The organism is Streptomyces sp. NPDC002835 (assembly GCF_053591995.1).
The window spans coordinates 128,251-148,931 of sequence record NZ_JBSFUW010000017.1 but is presented as its reverse complement, the minus strand read 5'-3'; the positions used below and the strand labels follow the sequence as shown (position 1 = coordinate 148,931).

Genomic DNA, 20,681 nt, shown 5'->3' with positions numbered 1-20,681 from the left:
GGCCGGCTGACCCCCATCGAATTCGAGACCCTCATGACCACACCGGCCCTCCAGGCCGCGTGACCGAACCTGTCACCCGAACCTGCATCAGACCCAACCGATTCCCGCATCGGGAAAGACCAAGCACGTGGGAAGCGACCTCGGTCGCGCGTGAAGAGGTCCTTGAGCGGCTGGCTCGCCCACCGCTACGAGCTGTGGAAACCAGCGCCCAGGCGAATCGGATGTTCGGGGCACGTCTCCTGCTCGACTGGCTGATGACCTACCCGGGAGAAACCTGGCAACAGCGCTGGCAGAAGAGCCCTGCCCACGGCCAGCACATTGCGTCGCAGGGGTGGAGGGATGCCTTCGCAACCTGGGCCCGCTCGGAAGGGCGAGTATCTCGCCGTGAAACGCTCCTCGTCGGGGTGCTGGCGCTGCTCTGCGCGGATGCTGTCAGACCCGACCCGGAGTTCCTCATCGGGTCAAGATCGCGGCATCTTCGGCCGGCTCTGGAGACCACACGCGACCCCGAGGGGTTCGCCCGCTTGAGGGCTTCACTGCCGACCAACCTCTCGGCTGCGAATATCTCGTCCGGGCTGAAGACCATTGCGGAGATCATGGCTTGCCAGGGCGGCAGTGTCGAGGACATCGTCGTCGGCGACCTGCTGCTCTGGCAAAACAAGAATCCGAGCAACAGCAATGGACGGATCCAGCTCGCCTACACCTGGCTACGCGACTTGGGTCTCTTTCCAACAGACGCACCGCACACACTGTTCCGGATCTCGCGCCGTACCGGGCCACTCACCCCAGCGGACCTTGTCGACCGCTACGAACTGCAGTGCCGTCCAATCCGCGACCTCTTGGTCGCCTACCTCTCCCATCGGTCCGTAGGGCTTGACTTCACGACACTGCAGGCGCTCACGATCTCGCTGGCACTTCGGTTCTGGGGCGACCTGGAGCGGCATCATCCGGGCATCGACTCTCTTCGGCTGCCTGCCGAAGTGATCACTGCCTGGAAGGTCCGTCTGGCTACGAAGACCGTCCGCAAGCGTCTGCCCGACGGCTCATTTCGTGAGTTCACAGAGCCACGCCGGGGTGCAATCGGAATCAAAACCCAGGTCAGAGCCTTCTACCTGGACCTGGCGGAGTGGGCAGTGGAAGACCCCGGCCAGTGGGCTGCCTGGGTGGCACCCTGCCCGATCAGCGAAGCCGAGTGCTCGGGAAGAAAGGCTGACAAGCAGCTCAAGGCACGCATGGACCAACGTACTCGCGAGCGCCTGCCGGCGCTGCCCACGCTGGTGAAGACGGCTCACCGCCGTTTGAAGGAGGCCACGATGCGTCTCGATGCACTCAATGCTGCCCCGCTCGGTTCAAATTTCAGCGTGCTTGGTGAGACATTCAGGGTTCCGCGCTTCAGCAAATGCGCTGACGGGCGCCCGATCCATGCCTGGGATGCGAAGGGCACCCGGCGCTCATTCGCTGGTGAGGAGCGCAGCGCATTCTGGGCGTGGGCTGCCATCGAGATCTTGCGGCACACCGGCATCCGCATCGAGGAACTCCTCGAGCTGGGGCATCTCAGCATCGTCAGCTACAAGCTGCCCACCACCGGTCAGACCGTTCCGCTCTTGCAGATCGCCCCGTCGAAGACGGACCAAGAGCGACTTGTCTTGGTCACGCCGGAGCTGGCGGACGTATTGAGTACGGTCGTCTCTCGAGTCCGAGGCTCGGACGGGAGAGTTCCTGTTGTTCGTAGCTATGACCACTATGAACGGGTCTGGAACCCGCCGATGCCTCTCCTGTTCCAAGATCGCTCTAGTGGGTACCTGCGTCCGCTGTCACCAGCGTCGATCCGTCGGGGACTCGACGTCACCCTGTTGGCCTCAGGTCTGACGGACAGCGCGGGTGACCCCCTCATCTTTCAGCCCCACGACTTCCGCCGGATCTTCATCACGGACTCCATCCTCAACGGCCTGCCACCTCACATCGCCCAGGTCATCGCTGGTCACGACCACATCGGAACGACGATGGGATACGCCGCGATCTACCCCACTGATGCCATCGAGGCACATCGAGCGTTCATCGCCCGGCGCCGGGCTCTGCGGCCTGCCGATGAATACCGCACCGTCACTCCTGAGGAATGGGGAGAATTTCTCGGGCACTTTGAGCGCCGCAAGCTCGCCCTGGGCGACTGCGGCCGCGCATACGGAACTGACTGTGCTCACGAACACGCTTGTGTCCGGTGCCCCGTCCTGATCGTCCACGCGACAGAGCGTCCCCGACTTGTCGAAATCCGCGACAACCTCCTCACGCGCATCTTGGAAGCCGAAAGGGAAGGCTGGCTCGGCGAGATCGAGGGGCTGCAGAGCAGCCTGTCCCACGCCGAGGAGAAGCTTGCCCAACTCGACGCCCAGATCTCCCGGAAGCAGGAGTCTGTCGACCTGGGAATTCCTACCTTCCGGGAGATCGTTGCTCGCACCACTGCGGCGGCCACCCCGCCGGGGCCTGCGTGACTGAACGGCTGTCACTCCGGCGTGCTCAGCGGCCACCGCCACAGAACGCGGCGCTTGGACGAGCTTCATCCACGCGGATGATCTACACCACCCCGGCCACGCGCCACGTTCTACGGGCGGCGAGCCAGCAGGTGGGTGTCGAGGAAGCCCCGCTCGGACGCTGGGTCGTGAAGCAACCGAGCCACCGTGACGAGTCCGGCCCCGGCCAGCAACTCGGCAAACTGGTCCGCCGGCCAGCTATAGGCAGGCGCCACCTTGTGGTCGAAGCGGACAGGCTCCGGCCCCTCGGTTCCGAAGAAGGACGCCAGGAGCAGGCCCCCTGGTGCCAGGACACGCACCTGCTCAGCGAGCAGCGCGGGCAATTCTTCAGGTGGGGTATGGATCATCGAGTAGTGGGCCAGCACTCCGCCGAGCGCGCCGTCCTCGACCGGCAGGGCCTCCATTCGCGCTTCGTCGAACCGCAGCGCCGGCTGGGCCCGCCGGGCGTGGGCAACCATAGCCGGAGAGAGGTCGAGCCCGAAGGCGTCCAACCCCAAGTCGTGCAGCATGGCCGTCAAATGGCCAGGTCCGCACCCGACGTCGGCTGCCCGTAGGTTCCCCGTGCCACGCACGAGCTCGGCGAAGGTGCCGATCATGTTCCGCGCGAACGGCTGCGTCTCCAACCGATTAGAGAACATCGACGCATACAGTTCGACGACCCCGTCATAGGCCGCCCTGGTTTCGTCCTGGTGTTTTAACACGGGAAGGAAGCTAACACCCGCGCCGTTCACAGCAGTTCTCCGGGCCCATACCAGCCCCTTCCCCGCAGGACTGATCGTCCTGTCACCTGACCACGGGACGCCCCGGTAGTTCGGAGAAGCGGAAAGAAGTGCAGCCCCACCACGAGGCAGATGCCCGGCGGGATCAGTTCCGCGTGTCCCGTCGCGTTCGCCGTGGCGATCACCGCGAAGACGGCGACGACCTCGAGCCCGTTGACCAGCCCCACCCCGCGGTTCCACTTCTCCGGCAGCCGCACCACCCGCCGGCCCGGCCCGGCCGCCCCGCGGAACGCCAGGGCCACGGCCGTGCCGGTCAGTACGGCCCCGACCGCGCCGACGGCGACGGCCACCGGCATCAGGGCAATCCCTGAACCGGCGGCGAGCGCCGACACCAGGGCGAACCCGGCGAGCACTATCGCCCCACGACGGCGCAGATTCTGTGTGAGCGTCAGGCACTCCGTGTCCGCCGTCATGGCCCGGAGGCTACAGCGATCACTCGACCGCCCGGCGGGGCCAGGGGCGCCGCTGAGCGCGAGCTTCCGGCGCCGGACGCGCCGGTGCATTGGTCTCGTACAGGTTCGTCGTCCATACTGCCCGCCGTGGAGCAGCAGATAGATCCGAAGCCGAAGATCGACATCGCCGCGGGCACGGACCCGGCGTTCGTGCCGGGCCTCACCGGGCCCCCGCCTGCCGTGAAGGAGGGGAACGAGGAGGCCGCCGAGCCGGAGGGCAAGAAGCCGGAGGGCAAGAAGCCGGAGGCCGAGCCGACGGCAGTCGCCGACGCCGACACAGAGGCGGAAGCAGAGGCAGACACCGACACCGACACCGACCCGCAGGACACCGCGCCGGGAGACGTCCCGGCCGAAGGCCCCGCCTTCGAGGCGAGCGACCGCCGTGGGTCGATCGCCGCCGACCGGTCCGGTGTCCGCTTCACCCTGGACGACCAGGCGGCGGAATTCACGTGGGCCGAGATCGGCGCCGTCGAGGTGAAGCCGGCCCGCTTCGGGCGCCGGTTCACGGTCACCGTCCATGTCGCGGCCAACCGCTGGTTCAACGCCGACGTCGAGGCGCCGGACAGGGGGCGCCTGAAGGAGTGGGCCGAGGAACTGGACGCGGTCCTCGACGCCCACTTCGAAGAGGACTGAATGCCGTTCTGATGGCCGCAGGGCCACGTCTGGGTGGGCGCGACACACGCTCTCCCGGGCGTGGTTTTGTGTCGATTTTGCCGCGAATGCGCATAACTTCGTTTTATGACAAAGCGACAAACGACCCTGCTCGGATGCGCGGCTCTGCTCGTCGTGTCCGGCCTCGGCGCGGCGGCTCCCGCCCGCGCCGCCGTCACCCACCAGGTCCAGCCGGGCGAGTCCGTCCAGGCCGCCGTGGACGCCGCGAAACCCGGCGACACGATCGAGATCGCCGCCGGCACCTACACGGAGAGCGTCCGGATCACCACCTCCGGCCTCACCCTGCGCGGCGCGGGCAGCCGGACGGTGTTCAAGCCGTCGCCGTCCGCCGCCGAGGCCGGCTCCTGCGCGGCCGCAGGCAACGGCATCTGCGTACTCGGCACCGAGAAGCAGCCCGTCGAGGACGTACAGATCCGGTCCCTGGTCCTCAGCGGATTCGACAAGAACGGCATCTGGGCCCAGCGGACCGACCGGCTGACGGTGCACCAGGTCACCGCAGAGAACAACGGCACCTGGGGCATCGCCCAGGAGCGCTCCACCCGGTCGGTCCTGCGGAGCAACGTCGTCCGGGGCAACGGCGACGCCGGCATCTTCGTGGCGAACACCGTCAGCCAGGAGGCCGGGGCCATCGACACCATGGGCACGGTCGTCTCCGGCAACCTCATGGTCGACAACCGCATCGGGACCACGATCCGCCGCGTGCGGAACCTGACGGTCCAGGGCAACGAGATCACCGGGAACTGCGCCGGCGCGTTCCTCGTCGGTGACGAGACCACCCCGCGGGCCGGGGCCCTGACCGTCCGCTTCAACCGCGTGCACGAGAACAACAAACACTGCGACAAGACCGCCAGGCTGCCCGAGATCCAGGGCACCGGCATCGTCCTCACCGGCACCGAGGACACCCTCGTGGAGTGGAACGTGATCCGCGGCAACGTGGGCGCCGCCCCGATGTCCGGCGGGATCGTCCTCTTCAAGTCCATCGTGGGCGCCGCCGGCACCGACAACGTCATCAGGAACAACGTGGTCCTCGGCAACGGGGCCGCCGACCTGGCCAACCGCGACACCTTGGGCACCGGCAACCGCTTCGCCGGGAACATGTGCCAGTCGTCCGAGCCCGCGGGCCTGTGCTGACCGCCCGGACGGAGCCGACCGGCCCCGGCCCCACACGAAAGACCGATGCGGCGATGACCACTGCAAGCCCCACCACCCCGCCCGCCATGCGGCTGAGGGAACTCGTCTTCGGCGCGGCCGGCGCCGCCGCCCTGCGCGCGGCCGCACGGCTCGGCGTCGCGGACGCGCTCGGAGAGGCGCCGGCGACCGCGGACGAGCTCGCGGCGGAGGTGAAGGCGCAGCCCGGGGCCCTGCGGCGACTGCTGCGCGCCCTGAGCTGCTACGGCGTCTTCGAGGAGGACGGCGACGGCAGGTTCGTCCACACCGAGATGTCCCGTCTGCTGCGCGAGGACGACCCGCACAGCCTCCGGTACATCACCCTGTGGTGCACGGAGCCGTGGACCTGGGACGCCTGGCCGCTCCTCGACGAGGCGGTGAGGACCGGCGACAGCGTGTTCGGCGGTCTCTACGGCAAGGAGTTCTTCGACTACCTGCACGCCGACGCCCCGGAGTCGGCCCATGTGTTCAACCGGGCCATGACCACCTCCAGCACGCAGTCGGCCCGGGACGTCGCCGAGGTGCTCGACCTCGGCGGCGCGAAGACGGTCGCCGACATCGGCGGCGGCCAGGGGCACGTACTGGCCGGGCTGCTCGAGAAGTACCCGGACATCCGGGGCACCCTGCTGGATCTGCCCCGGGTCGTCGCCGCCGCCGACCCGCGGCTGCTGGAGGGCGGTTCGCTCGCCGACCGGGCCGACATCGTCCCCGGCGACTGCCGGCAGGCCATGCCGGTGTCCGCCGATCTCTACATCATCAAGAACATCCTGGAGTGGGACGACGAGAGCACCCGCAGGACGCTGCGCAACATTGTGGCGGCGGCCCGCCCGGGCGCCCGGGTGGCCGTCATCGAGAACCTCGTCGACGACACCCCGTCGATGCGGTTCACCACCGCGATGGACCTGATGCTGCTGCTCAACGTGGGCGGCGCCAAGCACACGAAGGACAGCATGATCAGCAGGATGGCGGACGCCGGACTGGCCGTCGGCGACGTCCGTCCCGTCAACGCCTATCTGCATCTCTTCGAGAGCGTGGTCCCCGGCTGAGGCCGCGCGGCAGGCAAGCCGTCGGCCCCGCGGGTTCCCGCGGGGCCGACGGCTGTGCGGCGGACCGGAACCGGTCAGTCGCTCTGCCACGAGTAGAACTGCTGCGCCATGGCGTCCTTCGGACTCCGCCAGGTCTGCGGGTCGTACGGACTGACGAAGGCGGAGAGCCGCTCGCTGATGCCCCGGAACTCCGGGTGCTCCGTCAGCTTGGCGATCGCCGGGCCCGGCGGCCGGTCCGACTCGATCAGGTGCAGATAGACGTCGCCGAACTGGAACAGGCTGCGCCGCTTCACCCCGACGAGGTGCGGCAGTTCACCGCTGTCGGAGGCCGCGAACACATCGGCGATGTCGGGGGCGGAGCCCGGCGCCATCCGGGCGACGATCAGGGCGTGGTGCATGGGGGCGTCCCTTCGGATGCCGTCACAGGACCGGGCGTGTCACACCGCGTTGACGGAAGCGGTGTCGTTCGCCGACCGGCCGAGCCGGGCGCGCTGCTCGATCTTGTTGCGGATGAGGTCCATCTGGATGGGGGAGTTGCGGTTGATGTTGGCCGTCATCCACTCGTCGTCGACCGGCGCGTCGGGCTTCATCGCGAAGTCCTGCGTCCAGCGCATCCGGACGCCGCGCGGCGTCTGCTCGTACTCCCAGCGGATGTTCATGTACTGGAAGGGGCCGGTCTCGACGCGGCGGGCGGTGACCGTCAGGGCCTCGCGGTCGGCGACGCGCTCGGAGACCCAGCTCCACACCCGGCCGTTCTCGTCCGGGTACATGGTCAGCCGGAACTTGGTCCGGTTGCCCTCGCGTTCCAGGACCTCCACCGAGGCGTACTCGCTGAACAGCTGCGGCCAGTGGTCGAGGTCGTTGGTCACGTCCCACACCAGGTCGAGCGGGGCGTCGATGGTCACTTCGTTCTCGGTGTGTCCGGGCATGTCAGGCTCCAGCCATCAGTGAGTTGTTGACGAGGTCCAGGAACTCGCGCGGGGTCTTGCAGCGGTCCGCGTCGGGCGGCAGGGGCCGGGCGTACCGGTTCTCCAGCTCGCCGACGATGCCGAGCAGGCCGAGCGAGTCGAGGCCGTAGACCTCGAAGGGCGTGTCGGGCCGCTGCTCCATCTCGTCGGGGTCGACGGTGATGCCGGCGCCCTTCTTCATCAGGGCGGCCAGTTCAGCGACGTTCAGTCGATCCGGCATGGCGACGTTCTCCTTCTTGCGGGGGCTTGCGAGGTCTTACGAGGGGGTGTCGGCGCCGCGCCTCAGCACGAGCGCCGAGTTCGAACCCATCAGTCCCCGGCTCAGCACCAGGGCCGTGCGCAGCTCGGCGGGCCGGGCGGTCCCGGTCACCAGGGCCAGGTCGTGGCACACGTCGAGGACATGGGGGGTGGGCGGCACCAGGCCGTGTTCCAGGGCCAGTACCGCGGCGGCCGTGTCGAGCACCGGCGCCCCGCAGTAGGCCCGGCCGGTCCCGGTCTTGGGGGCGGTCACCGGCACCCGCGTGCCGTGCGCGCCGAGCGCGTCGGCGATCGCCAGCGCCTCTGCACGGTCGGCGTTCGGCAGGCCCAGCGCGTCCGCGAAGACCACGTCGATCTCCTCGGGCGCGCAGCCCGCGGCGTCCAGGGCTCCGCCGATCGCCCGCGCCAGCCCTTCCCGTGACTCCTCCCAGCGGGAGGCCCCGGTGAACGTGGCGGCATGGCCGGCGAGCGTCGCGCGGATCCTGGCGCCCCGTCCGCGGGCCGCCTCCTCGTCCTCGACGACGAGCATGGCGCCGCCCTCGCCGGGTACGAAGCCGCAGGCCTGCGGGGTGAACGGCCGGTAGGCGCGGGCCGGGTCCTCGCAGGTGCTGAGCTCCCGGTAGCCGAGCTGGCAGACGATCGAGTACGGGGCCAGCGGCGCCTCCGCCGCGCCGACGACGACGACGTCCGTGCCCCGCCGTACGGCGCCCGCGGCGTGCGCGAGGGCGTCGAGACCGCCGGCCTCGTCGCTGGCGACCACACCGCAGGGTCCCTTGAAGCCGCCGCGGATGGAGATCTGACCGGTGCTCGCCGCGTAGAACCAGGCGATGGACTGGTACGGGCCGACATAGCTCGACCCCTGACCCCACAGGCGCTGCAGCTCCCGCTGGCCGAACTCACCGCCGCCGGACCCGGCCGCGGTGACCACGCCGACGGCGAACGGCGTCTCGTCGTACGCCCCGCCGGCGATGCCCGCGTCGGTGAGCGCCAGATCGGCCGCGGCCATCGCGAAGTGGGAGAACCGGTCGGTCTGGACGAGGAAGCGCTGCTCGACCATCGATCCGGGGTCGAAGCCCCGCACCTCGCCGGCGACCCGCAGCGGCAGATGTCCGCAGCCCTCGCGGGTGACGTGGTCGAGGGCGCTGATGCCTTCGACGGTCGACTTCCAGAAGGTCTCCACGCCCACGCCGTTGGGGGCGACGACGCCGATGCCGGTGACGACCGGGGGCCGTCCGCGGCGGTTGCCGTGGCTCATCGTGCACTCCCGCCTGGTCGGGTGAGGACGACCGCGGACTGGAAGCCGCCGAAGCCGCTTCCCACCGACAGCACGCTGCGCAGCCTCAGGGGGCGTGCGGTGCGCGGCACATAGTCCAGGTCGCACTCGGGGTCGGGGGTCTCGTAGTTGGCCGTGGGCGGTACGACCTGCTTGTCCAGGGCCAGCACGCAGGCGACGAGTTCTATCGCCCCGATGGCGCCCAGCGAGTGGCCGACCATGGACTTGATCGAGCTCATCGGCACGTCGTACGCGTGCTCCTTGAGGGACCGCTTGACCGCGGCCGTCTCGTGCCGGTCGTTCTGCTGGGTGCCGGAGCCGTGGGCGTTGACGTAGTCGATGTCCGTCCGGTCGAGCCGGGCGTGGTCCATCGCGTCGTCGATCGCCCGGGCCATCTCCAGCCCTTCACGGGTCAGACCGGTCATGTGGTGGGCGTTGCCGTAGGTGGCGTAGCCGCCCATCTCGCAGTACACACGCGCACCGCGGGCCCGGGCGTGCTCCAGTTCCTCGAGGATCAGCACCGCGCCGCCCTCGCCCATCACGAACCCGTCGCGGTGCGCGTCGAAGGGGCGGGAGGCGTGTGCCGGGTCGTCGTTGTTGGCGGAGGTCGCCTTGATGGCGTCGAAGCAGGCCACGGTGATCGGGGAGATCGGCGAGTCGGACGCGCCCGCTATGCAGATGTCGGCGCGGCCCTCCTCGATGGTGTGGAACGCGTAGCCGATCGCATCGAGACCGGAGGTGCAGCCCGTGGAGACGGTCTGTACGGGCCCCCGCACGCCGATCTGCTCTGCCACCTCGGAGGCGAGGGCGCTGGGCGAGAAGGCGCGGTGCAGATGGGGCGCCGCCTCGCTGTGGTCCACGTCCCAGCGCCGGCCCTCGCTGCTGACCCGCACATAGTCGTGCTCCAGCCGGGTGGTGCCGCCCACGGCGGTGCCCATCGACACGGCGGTCCGCCACGGATCGGGCGTCGCCGTGCCGAGACCGGCGTCGGCCATGGCCTCCCGGGCGGCGACCAGGGCGAACTGCACGTATCGGTCGGCGCGTTGGGCGTCCGCGGCACCGAGACCATGGGCCTGCGGATCGAAGTCGACCTCGGCGGCTATACGTGAGCGGAAGCCGGTCGGATCGAACAGCGTGATCCCGCGGGTCGCTGTCCGCCCGCTCGACAGCAGGTCCCAGAACGCCGGGGCGCCCACACCTCCGGGTGCGACGATGCCGACGCCGGTCACCGCCACACGCCGGGTCATGACACCGACCCCGTTCGCTCCGGCGGTCGCTGCGCACCGGCGTCCTGTGCCGCGGGGGTCTCTTCCGTGTCGACGTGGCCGAGCTCCGGCCGGGGCGCCAGCGGGCCCAGATGGAAGACCATGCGGGCCTGGGTGCTGCCCACGTTGCGGAACCGGTGCCGCACATAAGGGGGAATGAGCAGGCCCTGGTCGGGGCGGATGGCGAAGGGCTCGCCGTCCAGGTCCACTTCGAGCTCACCGGCGACGACGTACACGAACTCCTCCGAGTACGGGTGGTAGTGCTCGCCGATACGGTCGCCGGGCTCGACGAGCGCCAGCCCCATGAAGCCGCTCGTGGCGCCCACCGCGGTGGGGGTGAGCATGGCGCGCAGGTCACCTCCGCGCCTGCGGTTGGGCTGGGTCTCGCTCAGGTCGACGATGCGATGGGTCGTGGTCATGACTGGCTCCTCCACAGGGCCTTGGCCCTCTCTCTCCGGCGCGCGGGCTCCGGGGTCCCGCACGGCCGCCGGGCTTCGGGTGTCGCACGGCTGCCGGCGGCCGGTGGCCGGATGCGCGGTTCAGCGGGCACGACGGTCGGTGATCAGACGCATCTGGGCACTCTCGAGCAGTCGGGTGATCGCCTTCTCGTCCGAGAGCGAGTCGTCGGTGCCGAGCGCTTCGGTGTCCAGCAGCCGAGCCAGGACACCGGCCTTGCGCAGGCCGCGCGTACCCATGGCGGCCGCCGGGTCGGCGTCGAGGGGCCCGCGTACGTCGACGAGGCGTACGACGATGTCGTCGCGCTGGAAGACGGTGCTGCTCTCGACGTGGCACCCGGGGCTCTCCGCGGCCGCCTCGTCCTGGCTGGCCAGCAGCTTGGCGAGCGCCATGCCGCAGCCCGGCTTGGCCGGGTAGAGGAGCGCGTGCCGTTCCCGCCGCCCCTGCTCCTCGCCGGGCGGAGCCAGGTGGTGCACCGCGGGCAGGGCGGCGCGGGTGAAGAACAGCCGTGCCGACTGCGGGTCGTCCAGGTTCCGGTCCTGCTCCAGATACGGGTTGATGGCCTCCTCGACTGCCCTGACCTCGGGCTGCCGGGCCACGTGCCGCAGCGCCGCGAGCAGGTCGCCCTCCACCTCCACGGTCCGCACGACGCGGTTGCCGTGCATGAACAGCGTGGTGCGGCGCAGCCGGGTGGTGTCGTCCACCTGCGCCTGGGGCGAGGTGTAGCCGGCGAGGATCTTGGCCACGGTCTCCTCGCTGCCGGGCTTGACGGTGAAGGTGAGGGCGTGGCGGACCACACCGTCACCCACCCGGGGCGAGGGCTGCAGGCCGCCGGGCTTCCGCGCGGGGGACTGCGGCGCGTTCACACCCGCGGTCTCGCGCAGGACGCTGAAGCGCAGCGAGCGTGTGTCGCGCACGCAGTCGTGCAGCGGCCGCACGGTCTCGACGTGCTCCTCGCTGTTCACCCACGCCAGGAAGGGCGGAGCGCTCTCCCATTCGCTGGTGATCAGCCACTGCGAGGGGTTCTCGATCGACTGGCACAGTTGGTCGCTGAGGTGTCCCGGAACCGCGGCCACCTGGTTGCGCATGTGCTCGTACGCCGTGAGGAAGCGCTGCTGGGCGCCCTCCTGGAGATCAAGCAGCAGTACGACCCGGAGCCGGGAGCCGTCGAATGCGGACTGAGACACACGTTCGGACAGCATTGTCATGTTCCACGCATCTCCTTGTCAGTGAGGCCGCCTGCGGCACGAGCGCCGGCCCTCGGGGGATCCGAGCGGGAAGATCCGGCGTATGCGGACGGCAATCCACCTTTGACGCGATGTGGTGGTCCCGCTCCGATCCTGTGTCGGTAACACGGGTGGCGCGAGATCTGTGCACCACACGAGTGAAGGAGCGAGCCGAAGCCGCCGTGCGCGGGCAGGAAACGCGGGAAAGGACAAGGCCAATTTCCCACCGGCGGCTGGAGCTGGAGCACTCATGGAAGACAACGCCGAACAACATCGTGTACCGGTCCTGATCGTGGGCGGCTCCCTGGTGGGGCTGTCCGCGTCCCTGTTCCTGGGCCGCCTCGGCGTCCGGCACACACTGGTCGAGAAGCACGCGGGCACCTCGGTCCACCCGCGCGGCCGCGGCAACAACCTGCGCACCATGGAGGTGTTCCGCTCGGCCGGGGCGGAGGAACGCATCCGCGCGGCGGCATCCTTGCTGGCCGGCAACCACGGCATCCTGCAGACGCCGGAACTCGCCGCGCCAGACGCAGGCGAGTGGCTGGTCAGGCAGATCGACGAGAAGGGCCCGCCGGGCCACCGCCTCAGCCCCTCCGCGTGGTGCGTGTGCAGTCAGAACGACCTCGAGCCCGTCCTCCTCGAAGCCGCCGTCGAACAGGGCGGCGATCTGCGCTTCGGCACCGAACTGCTCTCCTTCGAGCAGGACGACGACGGCGTCACCGCCGTCGTCCGCGACCGCGCGAGCGGCCGGGACAGCACCGTCCGCGCCGACTACCTGATCGCCGCGGACGGGCCCCGCAGCCCCGTGCGCGAACAGCTCGGCATCGGGCAGACCGGCCCCGGCGACCTGTTCCACAACGTGAGCATCACCTTCCGCTCCCGGGGCCTCGCCGGCATCGTCGGCGACCGCCGCTTCGTGGTCTGCTACCTGACCGGACCCGACGCGGAGGGCGCGCTGCTCCCCGTCGACAACGCGGAGGTCTGGGTCTTCCACGCGCCCTGGAAGTACGACCGCGGAGAGACGCTCGAGGACTTCACCGACGAGCGCTGCGCCGACACCATCCGCGCGGCCGTCCGTGCCCCCGGCCTGGACGTCACGATCACCGGCAAGGCGCCGTGGCACGCGGCCGAACGCGTCGCCGAACGATACGCGCAGGGCCGGGTCTTCCTGGCGGGCGACTCCGCGCACGAGATGTCGCCGACCGGCGCCTTCGGCTCCAACACCGGTATCCAGGACGCACACAACCTCGCCTGGAAACTCGCCGCCGTGCTCGACGGCACGGCCGGGCCGGGCCTGCTCGACACGTACGAGGCCGAGCGCCTGCCGGTGGCCCGTGCCACCAGCGCCCGCGCCTCCGCCCGGTCGGTGGAGCACAGCCACCCCGGCTACGAGCCCGCCCCCGGCGCGGCCGCCGGGCTCGGCGGGCCGCGGGGCGGGCTGCTGCCCGTCGTGCTGGGCTACCGCTACCCGCGCGGCGCGGTCCTCGGCACGGACCCCGAACTGCCGGTGGTACCCGACAAGTTGGACCTCTCGGGCGCACCCGGCACCAGGGCCCCGCACATGTGGCTGCACCGGCCGGGCGGAGGAGGCCGACTGTCCACGCTGGACCTCTACGAGCGGTCCTTCGTCCTGCTGACCGGCGCCGGTGCCGGCGGCAAGGACTGGTACGCGGCGGCGGAACTCGTCGCCGGAAGGCTGGCCATGGGCCTCGGCGTCTACCGGATCGGGGAGGGCCCCGAGGCCGACCTGACCCCGGAGGCGGGCGCCGACTGGGCCGGTGTCCACGGCACGACCCCCGACGGCGCGGTGCTCGTCCGCCCCGACGGCTTCGTCGCCTGGCGGGCGAAGGGCCCGGACACGGACCTGGACCCGGACTCGGACCGCGAGGCGGCGCTGTTCGCGGCGCTGACGTCGCTGCTGCGGAGGGAATGACCGGGTGGTGGACCGAGCCCCGGCCCCCGCACCGTGTGAAGCGCGGTGCAGGGGGCGGGGCCTGACCGGGCCGGCCGGGGCGTACGACACACTGAGGGCCGAACGGTTCGACAGCGTCGTCGAACCGGACCGTCGAGCAGATCCGGGGCGAAGTGAACGGCGGACGGGTGTCTGGCCGTACTCGTCGCAGCAGCGGCACCCGGAACGTCGTCGCCGCTGAACCGGCCGCATCCCGCGTCAGGGCAGGAAGGGACACGCTTGTGACACTGTCATCCCCGAAGGACCGACTCGCTTCGCTCCGCGCCGAGATCGAGCAGCGCAATCCGGCGCAGCCCGAGTTCCACCAGGCGGCACGGGAGGTGCTCGACACCCTCGCGCCCGTGTTCGCCGCGCGCCCGGAGTACGAGCGGGCGGGAATCGTCGAGCGGCTCTGCGAGCCGGAGCGGCAGATCATCTTCCGGGTGCCCTGGCAGGACGACCGCGGCGCGGTCCACGTCAACCGCGGATTCCGCGTCGAGTTCAACAGCGCGCTCGGCCCCTACAAGGGCGGGCTGCGCTTCCACCCGTCGGTGAACCTCGGTGTCGTGAAGTTCCTCGGCTTCGAGCAGGTCTTCAAGAACGCCCTGACCGGTCTCGGCGTCGGCGGCGGCAAGGGCGGCAGCGACTTCGACCCGCGCGGCCGGTCCGACGACGAGGTCATGCGGTTCTGCCAGTCGTTCATGACGGAACTGCACCGGCACATCGGGGAGTACACCGACGTGCCCGCGGGCGACATCGGCGTCGGCGGGCGCGAGATCGGCTACCTCTTCGGCCAGTACCGCCGGATCACCAACCGCTGGGAGGCGGGCGTCCTCACCGGCAAGGGGCAGAACTGGGGCGGGTCCGCTATCCGCACCCAGGCCACCGGCTACGGCAGCGTGCTGTTCGCGGCCGAGATGCTGAAGACGCGCGGCGAGGACCTCGAAGGACAGGCCGCCGTCGTGTCCGGCTCCGGCAACGTCGCGCTCTACACGATCGAGAAGCTGCTGCGCAGCGGCGCCCACCCGCTCACCTGTTCCGACTCCGCCGGGTACGTCGTCGACGAGAAGGGCATCGACCTCGAACTGCTCCAGCAGATCAAGGAGGTCGAGCGGGCCCGCGTCAGCGAGTACGCGGCGCGCCGCGGCGCCTCCGCGCGCTACGTCCCCGGCGGCCGGGTCTGGGACGTGCCCGCCGACCTCGCCTTCCCGTCCGCCACACAGAACGAGCTCGGCGAGCAGGACGCGGTCACCCTCGTACGCAACGGGATCAAGGCCGTCGCCGAGGGCGCGAACATGCCCACCACCCCGGAAGCGGTCCGCGTGCTCCAGGAGGCCGGTGCCGCCTTCGGGCCCGGCAAGGCCGCCAACGCGGGCGGGGTCGCCGTGAGCGCCCTGGAGATGCGGCAGAACGCGGCCCGCGACAGCTGGCCCGCGGACCGCGTCGAGGCCGAACTCGCCACGATCATGCGGGACATCCACCGGGTGTGCCACGAGACCGCCGACCGCTACGGCGCTCCCGGCGACCTGGTGACGGGCGCCAACATCGCCGGGTTCGAGCGGGTCGCCGACGCGATGCTCGCCCAGGGGCTCGTCTGACGGCGGGGAGGGCGGCGGGTGTTCGGGGCGGTCGGGGTGTGCGGCGTGCTCAGGGGGTGAAGAGCACCTTGACCGCTCCGTCCCGCTTCTTCTGGAACATCTCGTAGGCCTGCGGCGCCTCGGCCAGCGGCACCCGGTGGGTGGCGAACCCCTCGACGCCCAGCGGATCGCCGTCCGTGACGAGCGGCAGCAGGTCGTCCACCCACCGCCACACGTTGGCCTGCCCCATCCGCAGCTGCACCTGCTTGTCGAACATGGTCAGCAGCGGCATCGGGTCGGCCATCCCGCCGTAGACCCCGGAGAGCGAGACCGTGCCGCCCCGGCGCACGAGCTCGATCGCCAGATGGAGCGCGGACAGGCAGTCGATACCGACGCGCTCCATCATCCGGGCGGCCAGCGTGCCCGGCAGCAGGGTCGTCATCTGCTGCGCGCCCTTGGCGACGGGCGCGCCGTGGGCCTCCATGCCGACGGCGTCGATGACGGCGTCCGGGCCGCGGCCGTCGGTCAGGTCGCGGACCGCGTCGACGATCTTGTCGCCGTACTCCTCCATGTCCAGGGCGTGCACGCCGTGTTCCCTGGCCCGCGCGAGGCGCTCCGGCACCAGGTCGATGCCGATGACCAGGTCCGCGCCGCGGTGGGTGGCGACCCGGGTGCACATGTCGCCGATCGGGCCGAGGCCCAGCACCGCCACGGAGCCCCCGGGCGGCACGGCGGCGTACTCGACCGCCTGCCAGGAGGTGGGCAGTACGTCGGACAGATAGACGAACCTGTCGTCCGGCGGGCCGTGGGGGACGCTGATGGGCAGCGTGTTGCCGAAGGGGACGCGGAGGTACTCGGCCTGGCCGCCGGGCACCTGCCCGTACAGCTTGGTGTAGCCGAACAGCGACGCGCCCTTGCCGTGGTCGTGCACCTGGGTGGTCTCGCACTGCGAGTGCAGTCCCTGGCCGCACATGAAGCAGGTGCCGCACGAGACGTTGAAGGGGACGACGACGCGGTCGCCCGCGGTGACGCGGGTGACCTCGGAGCCGACCTCCTCCACGACGCCCATCGGTTCGTGCCCGAGGATGTCGCCCTGCTCGAGGAACGGCCCGAAGAGTTCGTACAGATGCAGGTCGGAACCGCAGAGTCCGCTCGTCGTCACCCTGACGATCACGTCCGTGGAATCGCGGATCTGCGGATCGGGGACGGAGTCCACGCGCACATCGCGCTTTCCGTGCCAGGTCAGTGCTTTCATCATGCCTCCTCGTCCGCGTCCCGCCGGCGCTCTCCGGAGCCGGGTTCGGCCATGGAGCGGTGGGCGGCGGCCTTGAGCCGGTCCGGGACCACCTTGCTCACGAGCCCCGTGGCCCTGGTCCTCGCCGAGCCCGCGACGATCTTGTCGGCGCCGGCCATCAGCGCGTCGAGCCCCTGCTTCGCCACCTGCGCCGGATCGTCCTTCTCCTGCCGGCCGACCTTGGTGTCGCCCATGCCGGCACGGCGGAAGAAGTCCGTCTCCGTGGGGCCCGGCATCAGCGCGGTGACGGTGACGCCGGTGTCCCTGAGCTCGTCCCGCAGTGCCTGGGCGAACGACTGGAGGAAGGACTTCGAGGCGTTGTAGACGGCCTGGAAGGAGCCCGGCGCGGTCGAGGCGATCGACGACGTGATCAGGATCCGGCCCTCGTCCATGGCGGTCATGTCCGGCAGCAGCCGCTTGGCCAGCTGCACGGTCGAGCGGACGTTGAGGTCCACGACCGAGAGCTCGTCGGCGAGCTCGTTCGTGACGAACGGGCCGCCCTTGCCGATGCCCGCGTTCAGCGCGGCGACCGCGACCGGCCGGCCCGTCGCCGTGACCGCCGCGTACAGCCGCTCGGTCTCGTCGTAGTCACGCAGGTCCACCCGGACCGCCTGAACCGCCGCGCCGGCGGCGCGGATCCGTTCCGCCGCCTGCTGGAGCCGGGCGTCGTCCTCCGCGGCCACGATCAGGTCGAAGCCGCGCTCGGCGAGCTGTTTCGCCAGTTCGAGGCCGATGCCGCTGGAGGCCCCGGTGACGACGGCCAAAGGTCTGGTGCCGGTCATGCCACGCCGGGTACCCATGCTCCGTCCTTTCACCGGACGCGATGCGGGCCGGAGCCGCCTTCACGCTCTGTCACTCACTCGAATGCAGTACGTGAACGCGGTGCTGCGGCCGGGTCCGGCCGACGCTTGCCGAGGGCCGGTGATTCGGCCGAGGGGGGCGGCAGGCCGGTGGGCCGCCGCCTCCGCCCGGTGGAGCGAACCGCCCGCCCGCACGGCACCGACCGGAGGGACACGAATGAACGCCGCCTTCTCACGCAGCTGGAAGCACGCCGTCGTCACCGGCGGCGCCGGTTTCGTCGGCTCGCACCTGTGCACGGCGCTGCTGGACTCCGGCACCGCGGTCACCTGCGTCGACGACTTCAGCACCGGCCGGCCGGAGAACATATCCGGGCTGCGTGACCGCCCCGGCTTCAAACTGGTGACGGCCAGCGTCAGCGAACCGTTCACCGTCGACCGGCCCCCGGACCTGGTGCTGCACTTCGCGTCCCCGGCGTCGCCCGCCGACTATCTGCGGCTGCCGCTGCACACGATGGAGGCCGGCAGCCTCGGCACCCGCAACGCCCTGGCCCTCGCCCACGAGTCCGGCGCCCGGTTCCTGCTCGCCTCCACCTCCGAGGTCTACGGCGACCCGCAGCAGCACCCGCAGAACGAGCGGTACTGGGGCAACGTCAATCCCGTCGGCCCGCGCAGCGTGTACGACGAGGCGAAGCGCTTCGGTGAGGCGCTGACCACCGCGCAGGCCGACGCCCACGGCACCGACACCGGCATCGTGCGCCTGTTCAACACCTACGGCCCCCGGATGCGCGGCTACGACGGCCGCGCGGTGCCCACGTTCATCCGCCAGGCGCTGGCGGGCGAGCCGCTGACCGTCACCGGCGACGGCCACCAGACCCGGTCGCTGTGCTACGTGGACGACACCGTGCGCGGCATTCTGGCCGCCGCCGCCCACGGCCTGCGCGGCCCGGTGAACATCGGCAACCCGGCCGAGATCACCATGCTCGACCTGGCCCGGCTCGTCGTCGAACTCACCGGCTCCACCTCCGAGATCCGCTTCATCGAGCGACCGACGGACGACCCGGCCGTGCGCTGCCCCGACATCACGCTCGCCCGCGACAAGCTCGAGTGGGAGCCGGCCGTCAGCGCCGAGGAAGGTCTGCTGCGCACCATCGACTGGTTCCGCGCCCACCCGGACTGACGGTCCGCGGCGAGCGCCCGGACAGCGAACACCGGACACCCACTCCCTGTGCCGCCGGCCCTGACGCGACCCGTCGAAAGGTCTGTGACTGACATGCGCATTCTCGGAATCAACGCCCTCTTCCACGACCCCGCCGCCGCCCTCGTCATCGACGGCACGACCGTCGCCGCGGCGGAGGAGGAACGCTTCTCCCGGCGCAAGCACGGCAAGCGCCCGGTGCCCTTCGCCGCCTGGGAGCTGCCGGAGCAGGCCGCCGCCTGGTGTCTGAAGCGGGCCGGACTGCGGCCCCAGGACCTGGACGCCGTGGCCTACTCCTTCGACCCGTCGCTCGCGAGGCCGACCGACGTCATGGGCCTCGACGACCCCTGGGACCATCTGCGGCTGGCGTACGCGCGGGAGGCGCCCGGCTTTCTGCAGACCGCGCTGCCCGGACTCGACGCCGACCTCGTCCGCTTCGTGCCGCACCACATGGCGCACGCCGCGTCCGCCGCGTTCGCCGCGACCGACGCAGGCACCTCCTCCGTCCTCGTCCTCGACGGCCGCGGCGAGCGTGCCTCACACCTCGCCGCCCGCCGTGTCCACGGACGGCTGGAGGCCCTGCACGCACAGGATCTGCCGCACTCGCTCGGGCTCGTCTACGAGGAGCTGACCGAGCACCTCGGATTCCTGCGCTCGTCCGACGAGTTCAAGGTGATGGCCCTCGCCTCCCACGGCGGGCCCCGGATGCTGGCCGAACTGCGCAAGTACGTCCACCCCACCGGCGACGGCGGCTTCCGCGCCACCGGCGTGCCCTGGCACCAGTTCTGCGCGCCGCGCGGCCCCGACGAGGCGTGGACGCAGGAACACGCCGACGTGGCCGCCGGCGCCCAGGCCGTGCTCGAGGAGACCATGCTCGACCTGGTCCGGTGGCTGCACGGACAGACCCACGACAGCCTGCTGACCCTGGCCGGCGGTGTCGCCCTCAACTGCGTGGCCAACTCCCGGATCGCCCGCGAGGGCCCCTTCTCCCGGGTGTGGGTGCAGCCCGCCGCCGGCGACGCGGGGACCGCCCTGGGCGGCGCCCTGCTGCTGGCGGCCGGCGAGGGCGACGACCCGGAACCGATGACCGGCGCCGACCTCGGCCGCGACTGGTCCGACGCGGAGCTGGGCGCCTGGCTGAAGACCGCCGCCGTCCCGTTCGACCGGCCGGCCGACATCGCCGCGACGGTGGCCGAGGCGCTCGCCGACAACGCCGTCGTCGCCTGGTTCCAGGGGCGTTCGGAGTACGGGCCGCGGGCGCTCGGCCACCGGTCGCTGCTGGCCCACCCCGGCCACGCGGGCAACCTCGAACGCCTCAACGACGTGAAGGGCCGCGAACAGTTCCGCCCGGTCGCCCCGATGGTGCTCGCCGAACGGGCTCCCGAGATCTTCGACGGCCCCATGCCCAGCCCGTACATGCTCTTCGTCCACGACGTGGCCCCCGTCTGGCGGGAGCGGATCCCGGCGGTCGTGCACGTCGACGGCACCGCCCGTATCCAGACCGTCGACCCGGACCGCGAGCCGCTGGTGGCCCGGATGCTGCGCGAGTTCGAGCAGCGCACCGGGCTGCCGGTCGTCGTCAACACCAGCCTCAACACGGCCGGCCGGCCCATGGTCGACGACCCGCGCGACGCCCTCGAATGCTTCGGCTCCTCGCCCGTCGACCTGCTGGCCATCGGCCCGTACGCCATCCGGCGCGGCGACTTCTTCCGCCACTGCGACGACGCGGACGACGCGGGGACGGGGGCGGCGCGGTGAACCGGAACGGCACGGA

The 20,681-nt window shown here is 70.9% G+C and carries 19 protein-coding genes; 8 read left to right on the top strand and 11 right to left on the bottom strand.

Annotated features, from left to right (window positions below):
• Positions 1 to 194: 194 nt before the first annotated feature.
• Positions 195 to 2,489 carry a tyrosine-type recombinase/integrase gene (locus ACWD01_RS20310; protein ID WP_451163687.1) on the top strand — a complete coding sequence of 765 codons (2,295 nt, stop codon included), beginning with the start codon at positions 195 to 197 and terminating at the stop codon, positions 2,487 to 2,489.
• A gap of 110 nt (positions 2,490 to 2,599) precedes the next feature.
• On the opposite strand, the gene ACWD01_RS20305 is transcribed toward ACWD01_RS20310, so the two are convergent.
• Complete coding sequence (locus ACWD01_RS20305) at positions 2,600 to 3,229, bottom strand: class I SAM-dependent methyltransferase (protein WP_451163685.1); 630 nt, start codon at positions 3,227 to 3,229, stop codon at positions 2,600 to 2,602.
• A gap of 26 nt (positions 3,230 to 3,255) precedes the next feature.
• Complete coding sequence (locus ACWD01_RS20300; protein WP_451163683.1) at positions 3,256 to 3,720, bottom strand: hypothetical protein; 465 nt, start codon at positions 3,718 to 3,720, stop codon at positions 3,256 to 3,258.
• Between the two features lie 126 nt (positions 3,721 to 3,846).
• On the opposite strand from ACWD01_RS20300, the gene ACWD01_RS20295 reads away from it, so the two are divergent.
• The 3 genes from ACWD01_RS20295 to ACWD01_RS20285 all read left to right on the top strand — a co-directional run bounded on the left by ACWD01_RS20295 (position 3,847) and on the right by ACWD01_RS20285 (position 6,644).
• A complete protein-coding gene (locus tag ACWD01_RS20295) occupies positions 3,847 to 4,392 on the top strand; it encodes a hypothetical protein (protein WP_451163681.1) in 546 nt (181 codons plus the stop codon).
• Positions 4,393 to 4,497: 105 nt separating this feature from the next.
• The gene (locus ACWD01_RS20290) at positions 4,498 to 5,562 is read left to right on the top strand and encodes a right-handed parallel beta-helix repeat-containing protein (RefSeq protein WP_451163679.1); all 1,065 of its coding nucleotides are present in this window, start codon (positions 4,498 to 4,500) and stop codon (positions 5,560 to 5,562) included.
• A 53-nt stretch (positions 5,563 to 5,615) separates the two neighbouring features.
• On the top strand, positions 5,616 to 6,644 hold the full coding sequence (locus ACWD01_RS20285; RefSeq protein WP_451163677.1) for a methyltransferase: 1,029 nt from the start codon (positions 5,616 to 5,618) through the stop codon (positions 6,642 to 6,644).
• A gap of 74 nt (positions 6,645 to 6,718) precedes the next feature.
• On the opposite strand, the gene ACWD01_RS20280 is transcribed toward ACWD01_RS20285, so the two are convergent.
• From ACWD01_RS20280 to ACWD01_RS20250, 7 genes are all read right to left on the bottom strand, one after another.
• The gene (locus ACWD01_RS20280; protein WP_356899018.1) at positions 6,719 to 7,042 is read right to left on the bottom strand and encodes a TcmI family type II polyketide cyclase; all 324 of its coding nucleotides are present in this window, start codon (positions 7,040 to 7,042) and stop codon (positions 6,719 to 6,721) included.
• A gap of 39 nt (positions 7,043 to 7,081) precedes the next feature.
• Complete coding sequence (locus ACWD01_RS20275; RefSeq protein WP_451163675.1) at positions 7,082 to 7,573, bottom strand: SRPBCC family protein; 492 nt, start codon at positions 7,571 to 7,573, stop codon at positions 7,082 to 7,084.
• 1 nt (position 7,574) lies between these two features.
• Positions 7,575 to 7,832: an acyl carrier protein gene (locus ACWD01_RS20270; protein ID WP_451163673.1), complete on the bottom strand. Its 258-nt coding sequence runs from the start codon at positions 7,830 to 7,832 to the stop codon at positions 7,575 to 7,577.
• A gap of 36 nt (positions 7,833 to 7,868) precedes the next feature.
• The gene (locus tag ACWD01_RS20265) at positions 7,869 to 9,125 is read right to left on the bottom strand and encodes a ketosynthase chain-length factor (protein WP_451163671.1); all 1,257 of its coding nucleotides are present in this window, start codon (positions 9,123 to 9,125) and stop codon (positions 7,869 to 7,871) included.
• Positions 9,122 to 10,390, bottom strand: coding sequence for a beta-ketoacyl-[acyl-carrier-protein] synthase family protein (locus tag ACWD01_RS20260; protein WP_451163669.1), 1,269 nt, complete (start codon positions 10,388 to 10,390; stop codon positions 9,122 to 9,124). Before ACWD01_RS20260 ends, ACWD01_RS20265 begins: the two co-directional genes overlap by 4 nt.
• The gene (locus ACWD01_RS20255; protein WP_356899023.1) at positions 10,387 to 10,827 is read right to left on the bottom strand and encodes a cupin domain-containing protein; all 441 of its coding nucleotides are present in this window, start codon (positions 10,825 to 10,827) and stop codon (positions 10,387 to 10,389) included. The genes ACWD01_RS20260 and ACWD01_RS20255 overlap by 4 nt, the downstream gene beginning before the upstream one ends.
• Before the next feature lie 120 nt (positions 10,828 to 10,947).
• Positions 10,948 to 12,072, bottom strand: coding sequence for a SchA/CurD-like domain-containing protein (locus ACWD01_RS20250; RefSeq protein WP_451163667.1), 1,125 nt, complete (start codon positions 12,070 to 12,072; stop codon positions 10,948 to 10,950).
• 268 nt (positions 12,073 to 12,340) lie between these two features.
• Here ACWD01_RS20250 and ACWD01_RS20245 point away from each other — a divergent pair, with 268 nt between their 5' ends.
• A complete protein-coding gene (locus ACWD01_RS20245; RefSeq protein WP_451163665.1) occupies positions 12,341 to 14,023 on the top strand; it encodes an FAD-dependent oxidoreductase in 1,683 nt (560 codons plus the stop codon).
• A gap of 260 nt (positions 14,024 to 14,283) precedes the next feature.
• Positions 14,284 to 15,639, top strand: a complete 1,356-nt coding sequence (gdhA, locus tag ACWD01_RS20240) for an NADP-specific glutamate dehydrogenase (RefSeq protein ID WP_451163663.1) — start codon at positions 14,284 to 14,286, stop codon at positions 15,637 to 15,639.
• Between the two features lie 49 nt (positions 15,640 to 15,688).
• Here gdhA and ACWD01_RS20235 read toward each other — a convergent pair whose 3' ends face one another.
• Both ACWD01_RS20235 and ACWD01_RS20230 read right to left on the bottom strand, forming a co-directional pair.
• The gene (locus ACWD01_RS20235; protein WP_451163711.1) at positions 15,689 to 16,873 is read right to left on the bottom strand and encodes a zinc-dependent alcohol dehydrogenase; all 1,185 of its coding nucleotides are present in this window, start codon (positions 16,871 to 16,873) and stop codon (positions 15,689 to 15,691) included.
• Positions 16,873 to 17,694 carry an SDR family NAD(P)-dependent oxidoreductase gene (locus ACWD01_RS20230; protein WP_451163709.1) on the bottom strand — a complete coding sequence of 274 codons (822 nt, stop codon included), beginning with the start codon at positions 17,692 to 17,694 and terminating at the stop codon, positions 16,873 to 16,875. The genes ACWD01_RS20235 and ACWD01_RS20230 overlap by 1 nt, the downstream gene beginning before the upstream one ends.
• A gap of 235 nt (positions 17,695 to 17,929) precedes the next feature.
• On the opposite strand from ACWD01_RS20230, the gene ACWD01_RS20225 reads away from it, so the two are divergent.
• Positions 17,930 to 18,889, top strand: coding sequence for an NAD-dependent epimerase/dehydratase family protein (locus tag ACWD01_RS20225; protein ID WP_451163661.1), 960 nt, complete (start codon positions 17,930 to 17,932; stop codon positions 18,887 to 18,889).
• A gap of 93 nt (positions 18,890 to 18,982) precedes the next feature.
• A complete protein-coding gene (locus ACWD01_RS20220; RefSeq protein WP_451163659.1) occupies positions 18,983 to 20,665 on the top strand; it encodes a carbamoyltransferase family protein in 1,683 nt (560 codons plus the stop codon).
• Positions 20,666 to 20,681: the final 16 nt, after the last annotated feature.

Bases quoted from the DNA above. Each gene is read 5' to 3' on its own strand.
- ACWD01_RS20300 (WP_451163683.1), bottom strand. From the start codon at position 3,720: ATGACGGCGGACACGGAGTGCCTGACGCTCACACAGAATCTGCGCCGT.
- ACWD01_RS20290 (WP_451163679.1), top strand. From the start codon at position 4,498: ATGACAAAGCGACAAACGACCCTGCTCGGATGCGCGGCTCTGCTCGTC.
- ACWD01_RS20285 (WP_451163677.1), top strand. From the start codon at position 5,616: ATGACCACTGCAAGCCCCACCACCCCGCCCGCCATGCGGCTGAGGGAA.
- ACWD01_RS20280 (WP_356899018.1), bottom strand. From the start codon at position 7,042: ATGCACCACGCCCTGATCGTCGCCCGGATGGCGCCGGGCTCCGCCCCC.
- ACWD01_RS20275 (WP_451163675.1), bottom strand. From the start codon at position 7,573: ATGCCCGGACACACCGAGAACGAAGTGACCATCGACGCCCCGCTCGAC.
- ACWD01_RS20270 (WP_451163673.1), bottom strand. From the start codon at position 7,832: ATGCCGGATCGACTGAACGTCGCTGAACTGGCCGCCCTGATGAAGAAG.
- ACWD01_RS20265 (WP_451163671.1), bottom strand. From the start codon at position 9,125: ATGAGCCACGGCAACCGCCGCGGACGGCCCCCGGTCGTCACCGGCATC.
- ACWD01_RS20260 (WP_451163669.1), bottom strand. From the start codon at position 10,390: ATGACCCGGCGTGTGGCGGTGACCGGCGTCGGCATCGTCGCACCCGGA.
- ACWD01_RS20255 (WP_356899023.1), bottom strand. From the start codon at position 10,827: ATGACCACGACCCATCGCATCGTCGACCTGAGCGAGACCCAGCCCAAC.
- ACWD01_RS20250 (WP_451163667.1), bottom strand. From the start codon at position 12,072: ATGACAATGCTGTCCGAACGTGTGTCTCAGTCCGCATTCGACGGCTCC.
- ACWD01_RS20245 (WP_451163665.1), top strand. From the start codon at position 12,341: ATGGAAGACAACGCCGAACAACATCGTGTACCGGTCCTGATCGTGGGC.
- ACWD01_RS20235 (WP_451163711.1), bottom strand. From the start codon at position 16,873: ATGAAAGCACTGACCTGGCACGGAAAGCGCGATGTGCGCGTGGACTCC.
- ACWD01_RS20230 (WP_451163709.1), bottom strand. From the start codon at position 17,694: ATGACCGGCACCAGACCTTTGGCCGTCGTCACCGGGGCCTCCAGCGGC.
- ACWD01_RS20225 (WP_451163661.1), top strand. From the start codon at position 17,930: ATGAACGCCGCCTTCTCACGCAGCTGGAAGCACGCCGTCGTCACCGGC.
- ACWD01_RS20220 (WP_451163659.1), top strand. From the start codon at position 18,983: ATGCGCATTCTCGGAATCAACGCCCTCTTCCACGACCCCGCCGCCGCC.